Below are 17,096 nucleotides of genomic sequence, written 5' to 3'. Positions count from 1 at the left end.
GTGCCGGGCCTGGACCGGGGTACCCGGACGTGAGCCGGGTGGTCAGAACGGCAGACCGGGGATGCCGCCGCCGCCCAGGCCCTGGGTCAGCGGGCCCATCCGCTCGGCCTGGATCTTCTGCGCGGCCTGGTTGGCGTCCCGGACGGCCGCCAGGATCAGGTCCGCCAGGGTCTCGGTGTCGTCCGGGTCCACGGCGGCGGGCGCGATGGTCAGCGCCACCAGCTCACCGGCCCCGGTCACCGTCGCCTCGACCAGGCCACCGCCCGCCGAACCGCTCACCTTCGCCTCGGCCAGCTCCTGCTGGGCCCGGGCGAGCTCCTCCTGCATCTTCTGCGCCTGCTTCAGCAGCTGCTGCATATTGGGCTGGCCACCACCGGGGAACACGGCTCACTCCTGCCTTGGTACGGACGTCGGGTACGCACTGGATCACGCCGCCGGCACGGAAGCTCCGTACCCGGACCCCCGTACGCCGGCGTACGTCACAGGCGAGCCTACGTGCTGCGGGTGAACAGCGCGGGCCTACCCGGCGCGGAACCGCCGCGGCCCGCCCCCGGCCTGTGCCGGGGGTGCCGGGCGGGTGGTGGATCGGTGCCGGGCGAGTGCCGGGACGCCGCCGGGCAGGTGCTGGGCGAGTCCTGGGCCGCCGCCGGGCGGGTGCCGGGTCCGCGTCCGGCGGGTGATCCGGGCGGCGGCGGGCCTGGGTCGGCGCCCGCGTCTCACCCTCCCGTGTGGTGGATCTCCTCCAGGATGGTCGCGCCCAGCTCGCGGATGATCAGCTCCTGGCCGGAGAACGCCTCCGCCTGCGGGGCCGGGCCGTCGTTCTCGGACATGTCGTCCTCCGGCCCCTCCCCCGGACCGCCCTGCGGACCGGCCGGCTGGCCGACACCCGACGACCGCCCCTGCGCCTGCGCCTGCCCCTGCGACTGCGACTGCGACTGCGACTGCGACTGCGCGGAAGCCTGGCCCGGCCAGCCCTGCTGGCCCTGCTGGCCCTGCGCCGAAGGAGCCGGCTGGACCGGCGGCGCGTCCTGGACCGTCCTGGACGGCGCCGGCGGCGCGGCGGCCGGCGTCGCCATCGGCGTGAACGCGGCCGGTGTCTGCGGCAGCGCTCCGGGAGCGGTCGAGGCCGCATGGGCACCACCGCCCCACCCGCCGCCGCCACCACCGGAGGCGGGCGGCGGCGCGCCGCCGCCCGACGGGTCGACGATGCACTCGATCCGCCAGTCCACGCCCAGCGCGTCGGCCAGCGCCTGCTTCAGCACATCGTCGCTGTTGCTGCCGACGAAGCTGTCCCGGGCGCCCGCGTTGATGAAGGAGACCTGCAACACGCTGCCGTCGAAGCCCGCGACCTGCCCGTTCTGGCTGAGCAGGATCCAGGTGAAGCGGCGGCGATTCTTCACCGCCTCCAGGATCTGCGGCCACATCTGCCGGATCTGCGCCGCACCCTGCGCCGCCGCGGGCGTCGGCTGGCCGCCACCGGGCGGTGCCACGACCGGCGCCGCCGCGGCCACCGGAGCAGGAGCGACGGGAGCCGGCGCCGACGGCTGCGGCTGCGCGGCCACCGGTGCGGGCGCCCCGCCGGCCGGCGGGAAACTGCGCGGGATCGGCCAGGCCCCCGGGGCGGGCGCCCCCGCTGCCGCGGGCTCGGGAGCCGCCGGGGCGACCGGCGCGGACGCGACCGGCGGGTAGGCAGCCGGTACCGGCGCCGGCGCGGGCGCCTGGAGCTGCGCGGGTGCGGGAGCCTGCGGGGCGACGGCCGGGGCGGCCGCCGGCATCGCCGCGACCCCTGCCCCTGCCCCTGCCCCTGCCCCGAAGCCTGCCGGGGCCTGGGCCGCGAAGCCGCCGGCGGCCGCCCGCCGCTCCAGCTTGTCGAGGCGCGCCTGCAGCGACAGCTCGTCGCTGTACGCCCCGGGCAGCATCACCCGGGCGCAGATCAGCTCCAGCTGCAGCCGGGGCGCGGCGTTACCCCGCATCTCGGTCAGGCCGGTGTTGACGATGTCGGCGGCCCGGCTCAGCTCGGCCGCCCCGAAGGAGTCCGCCTGCGCCTGCATGACCGCGACGCGGTCGGCCGGGGCGTCGATCAGGCCCTTCTCCCCCGCGTCCGGCACGGTGGCGAGGATCACCAGGTCCCGCAGCCGCTCCAGCAGGTCCGTCACGAACCGCCGGGGGTCGTGCCCGCCCTCGACCACCCGGTCGATGACCTGGAACACCGTCGCGCCGTCCTGGACGGCGAAGGCGTCCACCACCTCGTCGAGCAGCGCCGAGTCGGTGTACCCGAGCAGCGAGGTGGCCATGGTGTACGTGACGCCGGCCTCGTCCGCGCCCGCCAGCAGCTGGTCCATCACCGACATCGAGTCCCGGACGGAACCGGCGCCCGAGCGCACGACCAGCGGGAACACCGAGTCCTCGACCTGGATGCCCTCGCGCCCGCACACCTGCGCCAGGTAGTCCCGCAGCGTGCCCGGCGGCACCAGCCGGAACGGGTAGTGGTGGGTGCGGGAGCGGATCGTCCCGATCACCTTCTCCGGCTCCGTGGTCGCGAAGATGAACTTGAGGTGCTCCGGCGGCTCCTCCACCACCTTCAGCAGCGCGTTGAAGCCGGCCGAGGTCACCATGTGCGCCTCGTCCAGGATGAAGATCTTGTACCGGCTGTGCACCGGCGCGAAGAAGGCCCGCTCACGCAGGTCACGCGCATCGTCCACACCACCGTGCGAGGCCGCGTCGATCTCGATCACGTCGATCGACCCGGGGCCGCCGGTCGCCAGGTCCGTACAGGACTGGCAGACCCCGCACGGTGTCGGCGTCGGCCCCTGCTCGCAGTTCAGGCAGCGCGCCAGGATGCGCGCACTGGTCGTCTTGCCGCAGCCACGCGGGCCGCTGAAGAGGTAGGCGTGGTTGACCCTGTTGTTGCGCAGGGCCTGCTGGAGCGGAGCGGTCACGTGCTCCTGCCCGATGACCTCGGCGAAAGTCTCGGGGCGATAGCGGCGGTACAGGGCTAGGGACACACCACCGACGATATCGGGACGCACGGACAAACGCGGCGCCCCTCGACCCCCGGCCCCGCCCCCGGGAACGCAAAGACCCCCCGTGCACCCGCCAGAGCCCTCTTACCCTTGCTGCCTTCCGGCCCTGGGGGGGTTCAGAGAGATAACGCCACACGAGGGGCTGCCCCCAGAGTAGCGGATCCCGGCCCCACCTCCTACCGCCCACCCCACCTTCCGATCCGCAGGTCCCCGCCCACGACCACCTGCGGATAGCTGGTCGCGAGCACCCCCAAACATGTACTAAGCTCTCCCACGGAGGATTCGCCTAGTGGCCTAGGGCGCACGCTTGGAAAGCGTGTTGGGGGCAACCCCTCACGAGTTCGAATCTCGTATCCTCCGCACCCGCCCGCCAGGGCAGATGAAGGCCCCGACCGCACTGCGGTCGGGGCCTTCATCGTTCCGTGGTTGCAGTTTTGGTTGCGTTTACATAGGGCATTGAGCACATTTCGCTCCTTTTTGCAGCCTGGTGGTCTGCCACGCCAGGTGGAGGAGTCGCACTCGACCCCCGCGATCATGAGGGAGAATGCCGACGGGCGGGGAGAGCGCGCTGACCGAGTTGCCGCATCGCGCGGGGCTGGAGGCGGTCGGGCATGGTCGCGTCCATGAGGCGAGGCCGGTGGGGCCGCCTGGCGGCCGATGATCGTCGGGAGCGCGGAACCCCCGGTCACTGCACCGGGCGACCATCCCGACCTGGTGGCGGAGCCGAACCGGCGGTGGCACGGACTTGCGGTCGAGCATGGGGTCATCGACACGAACGGCGAGTTCCTGATCAGCGTCGCCGGCCAGGGTTCCGGCTGCTGTGGGCGCCCCCACCGGACGAGGGCGAGGCTGCCGGAGCAGGCCGACCCCGCCGGGGCTCTGGGCCCCGAGCCGGGCCGGCCGGAGTTCGTCGCCATGTCCGTGGACGGGGAGAGCGTGCTCGGGGCCAGCGCCGAGGAGGACGCGGCGTGGCTCATCACAGTCGACCGGGTCATGGACTGCGCTCACCGCCGCACGCCGCACAAGGCGCGCCTTGCTTGCGGGTGCTATATATGGCAAGTATGGTCACTTGTATGGCATCGAAGAAAGTGACCGTGACGATCCCGGAGGATCTCCTTGAGGAGATCCGCGCGGAAGCCGACGAACGGGGCATCTCCGCCTACGTCACCGACGCGCTGCGTTCCAAGCGCGACCGGGACAAGCTCCGAGAGCTCGTCCACTGGCTCGAAGAGGAGCACGGACCCGTCACTGAGACTGAGCGCTCAACGGCCTACGCCGAGCTGGACGACCTCGATGCCGAGCACGAACGCCGCCGCGCTGCCCGGAGCAAGCGCACCGGAGAGGCCGCGTGACGAGGAAGCACGGCAGCGAGGCCACGCCGGTGCGTGTCTTCGTGCTCGACTGCGAAGCCCTCTCCCTGGCCGTTCGCGGTGATCGGATGATGATCGCCCGCCTCGAACTCGCGGCGCGTGGCGAGGCCGACGTGGTCACCTCTCCCATGACTCTCGTCGAGGCATACGACGGCAGGACCACCGAGCAGCGCTGGGACTGGGTCCTCTCTCGTGTCAGCGTGGCCGACCTGGGCAAGGACGAGGCCAGGCAAGCCCGCAGACTGCTGGCCGCAACGAACCTGCACGGTCACAAGTACGCCATCGACGCGATGCTCGCCGTTGTCGCCATGCGCCAGAAAGGACAGGTCACCGTCTTCACCTCCGACGTCGACGACCTGGAGAAACTGCTCCCGGACACCATCGTCGTCAGCAAGGTCTGAACCGGACCGGCCCGGCGGCAGCATGGTTGCAGTTCTGGTTGCATTCACCCCCGCCCAGGACCCTCCAAAGCCCGGCGGGCGGGCCGCTCCGCCGCAGGTCAGGATGCCTGTGACCATCCCTGCACGGCCGGACGGACAGTTGGAAAGCGTGTTGGGGGCAACCCCTCACGAGTTCGAATCTCGTATCCTCCGGCCTTCGTCGTCTGCTGGAACGGGCCGGCAGGCCCGGCCTGGACGAAATGGCTGCCGCCGCTGCGTTGTCGTGACAGGAACCGACCCGGCCGGACCGAACGAGCTCGCCGCAAGCCCCTGCGGCACATGTTGATCAAAAACGGTTCAGGTTCTCATCAGCAGGAGGGGTCTTCACCAGGGTCGCCTGGCCCGCCTCGGGGGTTCTGGCCGCGTTGGCCGCTTCCCGGAAGGTGACGACCGCCTCGCCGTTCTCCCGCGCCCAGGCGGTGAGCAACCTGATGGGCTCCTCCAGGGTTCGCCCTAGATCGGTCAGGCCGTATTCCACCCGCGGCGGCGCCTCGGCATACGCGTGCCGCTCGACGAGCCCGTTGGCCTGGAGTCGGCGCAGCGTCTGAGTCAGTACCTTGCGCGAGATGCCACCGCTCAGCTCGACCAGCTCGCCGTGGCGCAACGGGCCGTCGGTCAGCGCGAAGAGCGTGACCATGGACCACTTGCTGGCGATGATCTCCATGGCCAGGAGAGCGGGGCAGTCGGCGAGGAAGGCGATTCCGGGTCGCAGGCTCATGCCCCAAAGGTTACCTGGAGGTACCTATCGGCCGCCTATCGTCATCGAGGTGCGCACATCCCTTGCTCGCATCTCGCACGATTGAGGTTTCAGCCGTGTTCGTCTCCCTTGCCGTCGTCACTGTGTTCATGTCGGCCGTTCTCCTGATATCGGCCGGGGCCAAGTCCCTGCGGACGCGACACATCACCGAGCAGATGTCCACCCTCGGAGTGCCGCAAAGCATGATGGCTTTCCTGATCGGCACTCAGGTCGCGGGCGCAGCCGGTGTGCTCGCCGGACTCTGGTGGGGACCTGTCGGAATCGCCGCCGCGATTGGCCTGACGCTCTACTTCGCCGGGGCGGTCGCCTCCCACCTACGAGTCGGCGACCGCAAGGGCGCGCCTCCCGCGGTGGTCCTCACCATGGCCTCCATCGCCCTGATCGCACTGCGCGCCGCCACCCTCTGATCCGCCGAGAGCGCCGGGCCGGTCCGACACGGCTGTCCGGTGCTCGGCCAGTGGTCACCGGCCGCCATCAGCTCCGGTGCGTCGTGGCGTGACGGTAGGCCAGTGGTGACAGGCCCAGAACCGGCCGCCCGAACGCTGGCGCCGTGGTCTCAGTTCTGGTCTCGTTCACCCCCATCCAACCAAGTTCAGTCGCCGACGGGCCACCCGCTCCGCTCCAGGTCAGAACGGGTGCGAACCCCGGCGGACGGAGTTCGTGAGAATTGGAAAGCGTGTTGGGGGCAACCCCTCACGAGTTCGAATCTCGTATCCTCCGCCTGATTGAAGGCCCGGACCGCACCAGCGGTCCGGGCCTTCGTCGTTCCGTCGCCGCCGCGCGGGGGGCCACTTCGCCCACCACGTCCGCGACATCCCGGACGGCGCGGCCGCATACCGCGCCGCAGCGGACGGCACTACGAGATTCCCGCAGCTCCTGGTCCCACAGCCGCGATCAGGGCCGCCAAACCGTCGAGGTGGCGGTCGAGGCCGAAGGTGAACAGGGACTCGGCGGACAGGTCCAGGCCGGGGTCGGCGCGGGTGGCGGTGAAGGCCGGGAAGGTGCCGTCCGACAGCAGCGCGGCCATCCGGGCCTCTTGGACCTGCATCCACTGATCGCCGGTGACACCACTGGCCCGACCCGCCTCCTGCTCCGCCGCGAGGTCGACAGCGCAGCCCCGGACGAACCCGAAGAGCGAGACCGCCGCGTGCATCCGGGCGCCGGCGTCGAGACCGAGGCCCTCCAGCGCTGCCAGGGCCCATTCGACATGGCGCATGCCGTTCGGGGCGAGCAGCGGGCGGGCGAGGTTCATCGTGGCCGCCAGCCAGGGGTGTTCCTGGTAGAGCCGCCACTGGGCCCGGGCCGAGAGCTCGAGGCGGGACCGCCAGTCGGGCGGGGCCGGGGTGGGCAGGTGCGCCTGCGCGTAGGCCGCGTCGACCATCAGCGCGAGGAGCTGGTCCCGGTTCTGCACGTGCCGATACAGCGACATCGCCGAGGTGCCGAGTTCTGCGGCCAACCGCCGCATGGTGAGCGCGGCCACCCCCTCCGCGTCGGCGATGGCGATCCCCGCCCGCACCAGGCGCCGGCGCGCCGCCGACTCCTCCGAGAGCCCCTCCTGCCGCTGGCCCGCCGCCGCTGCGGCCGCCCGCGGCGCGCGGGGGACGGCGCAGACCACGGTGCCCACCCCAGGCACCCCTCGGACCAGGCCCTCCTGCCGCAGGACGGCCAGTGCCTTGGTCGCCGTGGCCATGGCGACCCCCCACCGCTGGGTGAGCGCCCGCGTGGAGGGCACCCGGTCACCCGGCCGCAGCTCGCCGGTCTCGATGCGGTGCCGCAGCTCGCCGGCGATCTTGGCGTACGGCGGCTCTGCGGACATGAGGCACTCCTTGGTGTACTAGTACATGAAGCCTAGTGCACTAGGATTCCTTCCTCAACTTCGCACTTCACAGGGGAATCTGCCGCCCATACGTTGTACGCATCGACCTGAGAGAGGAACCCGAGATGACCACCACCACCCGCACCGTCCTGATCTCCGGCGCCAGCGTGGCCGGCCCCGCCCTCGCCTACTGGCTGCGCCGCCACGGCTTCGTCCCCACCGTGGTGGAGCGCGCCGAAGCGGTGCGCGAGGGCGGCTACGCGGTCGACTTCCGCGGCGAGGCCCTGGACGTGCTGGACCGGATGGGCCTGCTGGAGCAGATCCGCGAGCTGGACACCGAGATGGGCGACGCCGCCATGGTGGACGCCGAGGGCCGCCAGTACGCGACCCTGCCGGCCGTGATCTTCGCAGGCGACCTGGAGGTCCTCAAGGGCGACCTGACCAGGATGCTGCACGAGGCCACCCGCGACGACGTCGAGTACGTCTTCGGGGACTCCATCGCGAGCCTGACCGAGGACGAGCACGGCGTCGAGGTCACCTTCGAGCGCGGCGCCGCCCGCCGCTTCGACCTGGTCGTCGGCGCCGACGGTCTGCACTCGCGCACCCGGGCACTCACCTTCGGCCCCGAAGAGCAGTTCGTGCGCCACCTCGGTATCTACACCGCCATCTTCAGCCTGGACAACTACCTCGGCCTGAAGAACACCGGCCGCCTCTACGCCGCCCCGGGCAAGGCCGCCAACATCTTCACCGCCCGCGCCAACACCGAGGCCCGCGCCGCCTTCCACTTCGCCGCCGAGCACCTGGAGTACGACCGCCACGACCGCGCCGGGCAGCAGCGCATCATCGCCGAACGCTTCGCGGACGACGGCTGGGAGATCCCGCGCCTGCTCCAGGAGGCGGCGCAGGCACCCGACTTCTTCTTCGACGCCAACGCCCAGGTGGAGATGGACACCTGGTCCAAGGGGCGGGTCGTGCTGCTCGGCGACGCCGGGTACTGCGCCGGCCCGACCTCCGGCCGCGGCACCTCGCAGGCCCTGATCGGCGCCTACATCCTGGCCGGTGAACTCGCCGCCTCTGGTGGTGACCACGCCACGGCATTCGCCGCGTACGAGCGCGAGATGCGCGGCTACGCGACGGAGCACCAGACCCTGGGCCGTGAGGGCGCAGAGCGGTTCTTCATGCCCGCGCCCACCCAGGAGATCCTGGACATGCTGGCAGCCCAGGCGCCCGAGAACACCCGCACCACCCCGGTCCGGCTGCGCGACTACGCCGCATCGTCGCCCGAGTCGGCGGCGGCCGCAGCAGCCCCGGGCACCGCGTGACGGAGACAGGTCGACGGGGCAGCCCTCCAGTCCAATCTCCTGTCCGCGAGCGCCCCGGACCGGCAGCACCGACTGCGAGGCCGGCTGCCGCCCGCACACTTTGAGGCCGGGCAGGACTCTGTTGCTCTATTCGGGCCGTGGGTCGGTTGACTGCGGCATGATCGTTCCTGTGGTCGTCTCGTGGGCAGCCGGTTGTGGGGGTGGTGCGGGTGTCGATGAAGGCGGTGGGACTGCCGGAGGTCCCGGAGCAGACGGCGCTGGTCGCGGCGGCGGCCTTCCCGAAGGGGACGCTGGCGATGCGGGTGCGCCAGGAACTGGCGGAGGTCTTCGCGGACGAGCCCTTCGCGTCCGCGTTCGGGGTGCGCGGGGCGCCGGGCCTGTCACCGGGGATGCTGGCGCTGGTCACGGTGCTGCAGTTCGCCGAGAACCTGACCGACCGCCAAGCGGCCGGGATGGCGGTCCGGGCGATCGACTGGAAGTACGCGCTCGGCCTGGAGCTGACCGATCCGGGGTTCGACTTCACGGTGCTGGCGAAGTTCCGGGCCCGGCTGGTCGAGCACGGTATGGAGCGCCTGATCTTCGACCGGCTGGTCGAGCACTGCCGCCGCGAGGGGATGATCTCAGCTGGAGGCAAGCAGCGCACCGACTCCACCCATGTCATCAGCGCGGTGCGGGACTTGAACCGGCTGGAGCTGGCCGGTGAGAGCGTGCGCGCGGCGCTGGAGGCACTGGCCATCGCGGCCCCGGCCTGGCTCGGGCGGGCGATGCCGGTGGCGGAGCTGGAACTGCGCTATGCGGCGCGGGTCGACTCATGGCGGCTGCCCACCTCGAAGACGAAGCGGGAGCGGCTGGCCGAGGTCTACGGCCAGGACGCACATCGGCTGCTGCATGCGGTCCACTCGCCCGACACCCCGGTGTGGCTGCGGGAGATCGAGGCGATCCAGCTGCTGCGGCGGATCTTCCTGCAGACCTACTACGTGCACACCGATACCCGGGGACGGGAGGTGGTCAGGAAGCGGGAGGCCGAGAAAGACGGCGTCCCGCCCGGCCAAGTCCGGCTCGCCTCCCCCTACGACCCGGACGCCCGCTGGTCCGCCAAGGGAGACGAGCTGTTCTGGTGCGGCTACAAGGTTCACCTCACCGAGACCTGCGACGACAAGGCCAGCGGGACCGGCGCCCGAACCCCGAACCTGATCACGGACGTGGCCACCACTGTCTCGACCGCGCCGGACGTGACCGCCACCGCCGGCATCCAGCAGCGCCTGACCGGGCGGCAGCTCAAGCCGGGCGAGCACTACCTCGACTCCGGCTACCCCTCCGCCGACCTGGTCACAGCCGCCGCACACGAGGGCATCGCCATGATCACACCGCTGCTGGCCGACCACTCCCCGCAGGCCCGAGCCGCCGAAGGCTTCGACAAGAGCGCCTTCCGCATCGACTGGACAACTCGTCAAGTCCGCTGCCCCGAGGGCCGCACCAGCACCGGCTGGTATCCCGTCCAGCAGCACGGCCACGACGCCATCGTGATCGAGTTCGCCCGCTCCGACTGCGGCTCCTGCCCGTCCCGCGACAAGTGCACCACCGCGGCACGAGGCAACCGCATGCTCACCCTGCGGCCCCGCGAGCTGCACGAGACCGTCACCGCCGCCCGCGCCGAGCAGAACACCGACACCTGGCAAGCCAAGTACGCCCTCCGCGCCGGTGTCGAGGGCACCATCAACCAGGCCCTGGACGTCACCGGGTTGCGCCGGGCCCGCTACCGCGGCCTGCCCAAAGTCAGCCTGCAGCACGCCTACTCGGCCGCAGCGATCAACGTCATCCGCCTCGACGCCCACTGGTCCGAAGGCCCCCGACGTCCCCGGACCAGCCGACTCACCCGACTCGCCCACCAACTCGCGGCCTGATCCTCGACCCGAATAGAGCAACAGAGTCGGGCAGTCCACCTCTCGTCCATGCCTCACCTCAAGACCCCAATGACACCGACAGCCAGCCAAGTCCGAGGAGTGGTCGGCCCACCGCCCGAGCGCCCGTGCCGTGGTCTCAGTTTTGGTCTCATTCACCGGGGTCCGGGACCGTTCAACCAACGCTGCGGCAACCAATCCGCCGCAGGTCAGAACGCATGCGGACCCGCTTGAACAGCGCCGAGCAGAATTGGAAAGCGTGTTGGGGGCAACCCCTCACGAGTTCCAATCTCGTATCCTCCGCCTCTGCCGGCCACGGCAGCACGAAGGCCCCGACCGCCAAACCGGCCGGGGCCTTCGGCGCTCTCCGGCTCAGTTTCCGTCTCACTCGACCCAATCGCAGCCGGTCGGCCCCGAACCCCGCGAGCAGCGGACGGCGACCGTCAGACGGTCACGAGAGGACGCAGCAGGCGTCCCGGCCAGCAGGGGGATGAGATGACCGAGAACCAGGCCGTCCAGCAGAGCGAGGACTACTTCCAGCAGGGCCTGAACCCGGTCGGCGCGACCGTCGCGCTGACCGGACGCCAGGGGCTCTCCGCGTGCTCGGGCGAGGAGATGATGCGCGACCTGACCCAGGGCAAGGCCACCGCGTACGCGTCGGTGACCTGGACCTTCGACACCGACGGCCTGCTGATCGAGTCGGCCGCGAGCGCCCCTGCCGGGAGCCTGGCCACCACCTGGGAGAAGCAGCTCGTCGCGCTCGTCCAGGACTGCCAGGACGAGCCCGCCGGCCACTGGCACTACGGCGCGGCCCACACCCTGACCGCCGCCGGCGGCACCGCCCGCTGGTACCCGTCCTACCGCGGCGACGGCACCGTCGGCGGAGGGGTCGCGATCCTGCGCAGTGGCACCAGGGTCGCCATCGTCGAGCTCACCGGCCAGCCCACCGACGCCCCGACCTACCTGGAAGGCATCGTCACCGCAGCACTGAACCGCCTCCCCTCCTGAACGGCAGCCCCGCTCCGCCCGCGCCGCCGGGCGGAGCCGGCGCCTCCTGTTTTCGTGGAGAGCGATCCGGTGTCGGAGCGGTCACGAATCAGCGAACGTCCATCTGGTCGGCACAGGCCGGGGCTTGGATGTCCAGCACGCCCACCCCGTCCTGATCCGCCCTCCCGGAAGCGTGGCGCCCATATGGCCTCCGAAGCAGTAGTCCTGACGAAGGCGTCCCCCACCGTCTCCTTGAACAAGCACGGCGTGACGTCCGGGCTCATCCGGGTCAACCTGAACTGGACCTCGGCACGGGCCGTCGCCCAGCGGGAGGCCGGGGAAGCACGAGGTCTGTTCCGAAGGATGCAGGCCTCGCTGCGGGCGGGAACCACCAAAGACGTGGACCTCGATCTCGGCTGCATGATCAGGTTCAGCGACGGCAGCAAGACCGTTGTCCAGGCTCTGGGGAATTCGTTCGGTGCGGTGGGTCACTTCCCGTACGTCGCCCTGGACGCGGACGACCGAACCGGTGCACGGACCACCGGCGAGAATCTCGTCATCAATCTGGATCACCAGGCCGAGTTCTCGAAACTGCTGCTCTTCGTCTACATCTACGAGGGCTCAGGGGACTTCCGTGGGCTCGACGCCGTGGTGACCCTCACCTCCGACCGTGGGGACCGGTTCGAGGTGCGGCTCGACGAGTGCCCGCCGCAGGCACACGCCTGTGCGATCGCTCTGATCAAGCGACAGAAGGGCGAACTCGTGGTCGGGCGCGAGGTGAGGTGGTTCACCCCGCAGGACGGCCCGGCCATCCAGGACGCAATCTCCCGGGCATACCGGCTCGGTATGAAGTGGACCCCGGGACGCAAGTAGTCAGCTGACTCCAGCAGTGCGGACCAGCGGCGGACGGGAGACGGCCGGACCCGCACCCACGAATCCCGCTCCTCCGCAGGCCCCGCCCGGCACCCTCCCCCGCGCCCTCGGCCGACACCCCTTCGGAGCAGTCCCGGCATCTTCCGCTCGCGGGTACCGCTGTGCCGTCGGCGCGGACCGGCGGATCATCGACGCGAGTGCACTGCCGCCCGCGATCCCGGCGAGGCCCGGTGTTCCGGCGGCGTGGCGCGTCGGCCACGTCAGGGTGGTCGGACGCCGGGCTCCGCCCGGTGAGAGGGTGGCATGCGGAAGAGCCCTCCACGAGACAGGTTGTGACCATGACGGCCGTACACGCGAGCACTGTCGAGATTCCGACCCGGGACGGTACGGCGGAGGCGTACTTCGTCCGCCCGGCGGGCGAGGGACGGCACCCCGGCGTGCTGCTCTACCAGGACGCGTTCGGGCCGCGGCCGGCGCTGAACGCGATGGCGGACCGGCTGGCCGCCGAGGGCTACGCCGTCCTGCTGCCGAACGTCTTCCACCGCCAGGGCCGGGCCCCGGTGGTCGAGCTTCCCGAGCACATCGACCACGACAACCGCGATGCGCTGTTCGCTCAACTGATGCCGTTGATCCAGGGACTGGCGCCCGCCCTGGTGGTGGCCGACGCGGACGCCTATCTCGGCTGGCTCGCCGACTGCCCGCAGGTCGCCGACGGGCCGATCGGCATCACCGGCTACTGCATGGGCGCACGGCTCGCCCTGCGCACGGCCGGCGCCTACCCGGACCGGGTGGCGGCCATCGGCGGCTTCCATGGCGGCCGCCTCGCCACCGACCAGCCCGACAGCCCGCACCTGGCGGCCGCGACGATGACCGCGGAGGCGTACTTCGGCCACGCCGACCAGGACGAGTCGATGCCGCCCGAGCAGCAGGAGCGCTTGGAGAAGGCGTTCACCGAGGCGGGCGTCGTCCACCGCTGCGAGGTCTACCAGGGGGCGGGCCACGGCTACACGCAGTCCGACACCTCCGAATTCGACTCCGCGGCGACGGAACGGCACTGGGCCGCGCTGCTGGACCTCTTCGCCCGCACCCTGGGCGGCTGACGGCGGCCCGGCCCCGGAGCGGCCGGTTCGGGGGGACGGGCCCACGACGGCTCCGGCCCGCGACGCCTCCGGCCGGCCGTGGTAGCGGCGGCTTCGGGGCCCGCTCGGCCTCTCCCGGGTGTTGCGAACCGCCCGACGCGCCCCTAGCGTGTGCGAGCGTCGGTCCATTCCGTGGAGGGGACTCGCCTTGATGCTCCGTCACGTTCGCAACACAGTGCGGGCGATGTTCGCAGCCGGCCTGCTCGTCGCCGCTGCGACGGTCGGCGCGTCGCCCGCGGCGGCCGCTGCGGCGCCGACGACGCTGCCCGCGTCCGAGTACACCCTCACCGCGGACTACCACCGGTTCGACACGCTCGACTCGGCCCTGGTCACGGCGCTGGGGACCTCCGCCGTGCACACGGTGATGGAGAACGCGAACCACGACCGGCAGGCGCTCCCCTCGTCCTTCTCGGTCGGCGGCCTGTCCACCGGCTTCCGGTTCGACGACGGCGACAACTCCGACTGCCAGAGCTTCCCGCAGGGCATCACCACGAGCCGTGACGCCGTCGGGACCGCGGACAGCGGCAACTACGACGGCCACCAGCTCGTGCTGGTGAGCTGGTACACCAAGGACGGCTGCGGCAGCGCCCGGCCCCAGCAGCGCAGTCGGATCACGCTGGTCGACTGGGACGCCACCTACCCCAACACCTACCGGAAGATCCTCCTGGTGGAGCCGACCGGCACGGCGGCGGCGCCGAACTTCAAGGACATCCCGATCCACGCCGGCGGTGTCTCGTGGTACGGCAACTACCTCTATGTCGCCGACACCGGGCACGGCATGCGCGTCTTCGACATGCGCAAGATCCTCAACACCGACCCCGGCGGCACCGCCGACCAGATCGGCCGGCAGTCCGGGACGCTCTACTACGCCCACAACTACGCCTACGTGCTGCCGCAGATCGGCACGGTCACGTCGCGGACGACCTCCGACACGGACCTGGTGTGGTCGTCGATCTCCCTCGACCGGGTCAGCAAGTCGATCGTGATGGCGGAGTACACCTGCCAGTCGGGCTGCACCGACTACCCCAACCGTCCGCCGAGGGCTGTCCGCTTCCCCTTCGCATCGGGGGCGACGACGTTCGCCGCGACGACGACCGCCGCTCAGGCCCTCCAACTGCCCTGGTACAACCTCAACGGCGTGGCCTCCCACAACGGCCGGTGGTGGTTCAACTCCTCGGGTCAGAAGAAGCTCTACTACTGGACCCCGACCGCCGGCCCCGCCACCTTCGCCTGGGTGGGCGGCGGCGAGAGCCTCTCCTACTGGGAGGACACCGCCGACCCCGACCTGCTGTGGTCGCTGCAGGAGACCACAGGCGGACGCAACGTCTTCGCCGTCAACCAGGCCACCTACGGCGGCGGCTGAGCACCGGAGCTGCAAGCAGCGGTTCACGCCGCCGCAGGCCCAGAACATCTGCGGCCTGCGGTGCACTCACCGGGGAGAGGCGGAAATCGGTCGCGACTCGCCACCGGCTCGGCCGGCACCCTCGGCCTGTGGGATCTCAGTCATGGAGCCGGATCAGCAAAGAAGTAGGGATTGGTCGCGGTCTGGACAACCGGTCGCCGTGGTTACGGTGGCGGTTGCCTTCACCGAGGTCGAGTTTCGTCCGAACCACAACCCGTGAGCCGCGTCTCCACGGGCCGGGCCACCGGCCGGCGACGCCGGTCGCCCCGGCCGGGCCACCGGCCGGGACGGCCGGCCGGGACGACCGGCCGGGACGACCGGGACGACCGGGACGACCGACCGGGGCCGCGCGTCAGTCCACGGTGACGGTCATCTTGCCCAGTGCCTGGCCGGATTCCATGACCCGGTGGGCCTCCACGATCTCGTCGAACCGGAAGACCCTGACCGGCCCGGCCCGGAGGGTGCCCGCCGCGACCTTGGCGTAGATCTGCTCCAGGGGTACGTCGGCGAGCGGGAACGCGGGGCCGCCCAGGACGAAGGCGCTGGCGAAGAAGCTGAGCTGGACGCCGGTGGGCAGGTCGGCGATCGGGTCGAAGTCCGGGACGGGGTCGAAGCCGCCGAGGAAGCCGATCTGGCAGACCCGGCCGCGTGCCCGGACCGTGGCCAGGGAGTCCCGCAGGGCGCTGTTGCCGACGATGTCGAGGACGGCGTCCACGGCGATGCCCCGCTCCTTCACCTGTGGGGCGAGCAGGCCGTCGTCGATGAGGACGTCGTGGGCTCCGAGTTCCTTGAGCAGGGCCGCGTGGGCCGGGGTACGGGTGGTGGCGAGGACCTGGGCGCCGCGATCGACGGCGAGGCTGACGGCGGCCTGGCCGAGCGAGGAGGTCGCGCCGCGCACGAGGACGGTTTCACCGGTGCGCAGGTCCAGGTTGCCGAACAGGCCGCTCCACGCCGTCGCGTACACCTCGGGGACGGCCGCCAGTTCGGCCCACCCGAGGGACGCGCGCACCGCGACCACGTTGGTCGCGGGGACCGTCACCAGCTCCGCGTAGCTGCCGTCGCGGGTGCGTCCCATGCCGCCGAGGATCGCCACCACGGCGGCGCCGGGCGCCAGTCGGCCGGAGGGGTCGGACTCGACCACCCCGGCGCACTCGATCCCGGGGACGGCCGCCACCTCGCCCCAGGCGCCGGCCCGCATGTAGGCCTCGGCGTGGTTGAGGCCGAACGCCTTGACCCGGATCAGCACCTCGTCGGGGGCGGGTACGGGGTCGGGCAGCTCGGTGACGGTGAGCACCTCGGGACCGCCGTAGGCAGAAATGACGATGGCCTTCATGATCGAACTCCGTTCTTGAATACTGATTCAAATATTTGGCCGAAAAAAGAGCCACCGCCTGGGTGGCCCGTGTTCCTTCCTTCCCCTGCCGCACCCCGGAAGACGGACCGCAGGACGGCGGTCGGGCGAGTACGGAGATCAGGCGAGTACGGCGAAGGCGTTGTCCGCGATCGCGCGCAGCACCGCCTCGTCGGGATTCGCCTTACCCACCACCATCAGGCCCTGGCAGGTCGCGACCAGCAGCTTCGCGCCGCCCTCCGGATCCACCGAGGCCCGCACCTCGCCCTGGCTGCGCGCGTTCCGCAGCGCCGTGGCCATACACCGCTCCAGCCGGGCCAGGTGGCCGCGCACCACGGCCGCGGCCTCGTCGTCGCCGGCCGCGTTCTCGATCGCCGTGTTCACCAGCAGGCAGCCCTGCCTGCCCTCGGGGCTGAGCAGATCGCGCACCAGTCCGTCGAAGTAGCCGCGGAGCTCTGCCAGCGAGGCGCTCGGGGCCTCCAGTTCGCCGAGCTTCTGCGGGACGACCAGCTTGGAGTAGCGCTCCAGCGACTTCAGGAACAGCGCACGCTTGCCGCCGGGGAAGGCGCTGTAGATGCTGCCGGGCTTCACTCCGGTCGCCTTCACCAGGTCCTCGATCGAGGTGGCCCGGTAGCCGCGCTCCCAGAACCGAAGCATCGCCTGGTTCAGGACGGCTTCGGGCTCGAACTCGCGGGGTCTGGGCATGCGGAGAACA

At 71.2% G+C, this 17,096-nt stretch carries 15 protein-coding genes, 1 tRNA gene and 1 other RNA gene; 10 read left to right on the top strand and 7 right to left on the bottom strand.

Features of this window, described 5'->3' with window-relative positions; translation table 11 throughout:
- Positions 1–42: 42 nt before the first annotated feature.
- The 3 genes from OG689_RS22345 to ffs all read right to left on the bottom strand — a co-directional run bounded on the left by OG689_RS22345 (position 43) and on the right by ffs (position 3,170).
- Positions 43–384, bottom strand: a complete 342-nt coding sequence (locus tag OG689_RS22345) for a YbaB/EbfC family nucleoid-associated protein (protein ID WP_266322687.1) — start codon at positions 382–384, stop codon at positions 43–45.
- 332 nt (positions 385–716) lie between these two features.
- A complete protein-coding gene (locus tag OG689_RS22340; RefSeq protein WP_266322686.1) occupies positions 717–3,005 on the bottom strand; it encodes a DNA polymerase III subunit gamma and tau in 2,289 nt (762 codons plus the stop codon).
- A 68-nt stretch (positions 3,006–3,073) separates the two neighbouring features.
- An RNA gene (gene ffs / locus OG689_RS22335) (signal recognition particle sRNA small type) lies at positions 3,074–3,170 on the bottom strand.
- A gap of 128 nt (positions 3,171–3,298) precedes the next feature.
- Here ffs and OG689_RS22330 point away from each other — a divergent pair.
- The 3 genes from OG689_RS22330 to OG689_RS22320 all read left to right on the top strand — a co-directional run bounded on the left by OG689_RS22330 (position 3,299) and on the right by OG689_RS22320 (position 4,794).
- A tRNA-Ser gene (locus OG689_RS22330) sits at positions 3,299–3,383 on the top strand.
- A gap of 713 nt (positions 3,384–4,096) precedes the next feature.
- Entirely contained in the window at positions 4,097–4,375 is a 279-nt protein-coding gene (locus OG689_RS22325; protein WP_266322685.1) for a CopG family transcriptional regulator, read from the top strand.
- Positions 4,372–4,794 carry a PIN domain-containing protein gene (locus tag OG689_RS22320; protein ID WP_266322684.1) on the top strand — a complete coding sequence of 141 codons (423 nt, stop codon included), beginning with the start codon at positions 4,372–4,374 and terminating at the stop codon, positions 4,792–4,794. Before OG689_RS22325 ends, OG689_RS22320 begins: the two co-directional genes overlap by 4 nt.
- A 325-nt stretch (positions 4,795–5,119) precedes the next feature.
- On the opposite strand, the gene OG689_RS22315 is transcribed toward OG689_RS22320, so the two are convergent.
- On the bottom strand, positions 5,120–5,551 hold the full coding sequence (locus OG689_RS22315; RefSeq protein WP_266322683.1) for a helix-turn-helix domain-containing protein: 432 nt from the start codon (positions 5,549–5,551) through the stop codon (positions 5,120–5,122).
- Positions 5,552–5,646: 95 nt separating this feature from the next.
- Between OG689_RS22315 and OG689_RS22310 the strand changes: the two genes are divergently transcribed.
- On the top strand, positions 5,647–5,997 hold the full coding sequence (locus OG689_RS22310) for a DoxX family protein (protein WP_266322682.1): 351 nt from the start codon (positions 5,647–5,649) through the stop codon (positions 5,995–5,997).
- Positions 5,998–6,446: 449 nt separating this feature from the next.
- Here the strand turns inward: OG689_RS22310 and OG689_RS22305 are convergent, their stop codons facing one another.
- Positions 6,447–7,406 (bottom strand): TetR/AcrR family transcriptional regulator C-terminal domain-containing protein, encoded by a 960-nt coding sequence (locus OG689_RS22305; protein WP_266322681.1) that lies wholly within the window; start codon positions 7,404–7,406, stop codon positions 6,447–6,449.
- 125 nt (positions 7,407–7,531) lie between these two features.
- Between OG689_RS22305 and OG689_RS22300 the strand changes: the two genes are divergently transcribed.
- From OG689_RS22300 to OG689_RS22275, 6 genes are all read left to right on the top strand, one after another.
- On the top strand, positions 7,532–8,728 hold the full coding sequence (locus OG689_RS22300; protein ID WP_266322680.1) for an FAD-dependent monooxygenase: 1,197 nt from the start codon (positions 7,532–7,534) through the stop codon (positions 8,726–8,728).
- 215 nt (positions 8,729–8,943) lie between these two features.
- Entirely contained in the window at positions 8,944–10,632 is a 1,689-nt protein-coding gene (locus OG689_RS22295; protein ID WP_266327343.1) for an IS1182 family transposase, read from the top strand.
- A gap of 492 nt (positions 10,633–11,124) precedes the next feature.
- Positions 11,125–11,637: a hypothetical protein gene (locus OG689_RS22290; protein ID WP_266322678.1), complete on the top strand. Its 513-nt coding sequence runs from the start codon at positions 11,125–11,127 to the stop codon at positions 11,635–11,637.
- Between the two features lie 246 nt (positions 11,638–11,883).
- On the top strand, positions 11,884–12,489 hold the full coding sequence (locus OG689_RS22285; RefSeq protein ID WP_266322677.1) for a hypothetical protein: 606 nt from the start codon (positions 11,884–11,886) through the stop codon (positions 12,487–12,489).
- Between the two features lie 338 nt (positions 12,490–12,827).
- Positions 12,828–13,589 carry a dienelactone hydrolase family protein gene (locus OG689_RS22280; protein WP_266322676.1) on the top strand — a complete coding sequence of 254 codons (762 nt, stop codon included), beginning with the start codon at positions 12,828–12,830 and terminating at the stop codon, positions 13,587–13,589.
- A gap of 223 nt (positions 13,590–13,812) precedes the next feature.
- On the top strand, positions 13,813–14,991 hold the full coding sequence (locus OG689_RS22275; protein WP_266322675.1) for a hypothetical protein: 1,179 nt from the start codon (positions 13,813–13,815) through the stop codon (positions 14,989–14,991).
- Between the two features lie 391 nt (positions 14,992–15,382).
- On the opposite strand, the gene OG689_RS22270 is transcribed toward OG689_RS22275, so the two are convergent.
- Together OG689_RS22270 and OG689_RS22265 are read right to left on the bottom strand one after the other, a co-directional pair.
- On the bottom strand, positions 15,383–16,363 hold the full coding sequence (locus OG689_RS22270; protein ID WP_266322674.1) for a zinc-binding dehydrogenase: 981 nt from the start codon (positions 16,361–16,363) through the stop codon (positions 15,383–15,385).
- Positions 16,364–16,501: 138 nt separating this feature from the next.
- Positions 16,502–17,086 carry a TetR/AcrR family transcriptional regulator gene (locus OG689_RS22265; RefSeq protein WP_266322673.1) on the bottom strand — a complete coding sequence of 195 codons (585 nt, stop codon included), beginning with the start codon at positions 17,084–17,086 and terminating at the stop codon, positions 16,502–16,504.
- Positions 17,087–17,096 lie beyond the last annotated feature (10 nt).

The organism is Kitasatospora sp. NBC_00240, from assembly GCF_026342405.1.
In the GTDB taxonomy this organism is placed as follows: domain Bacteria; phylum Actinomycetota; class Actinomycetes; order Streptomycetales; family Streptomycetaceae; genus Kitasatospora.
This window is presented reverse-complemented; position numbering and strand designations above follow the sequence as displayed.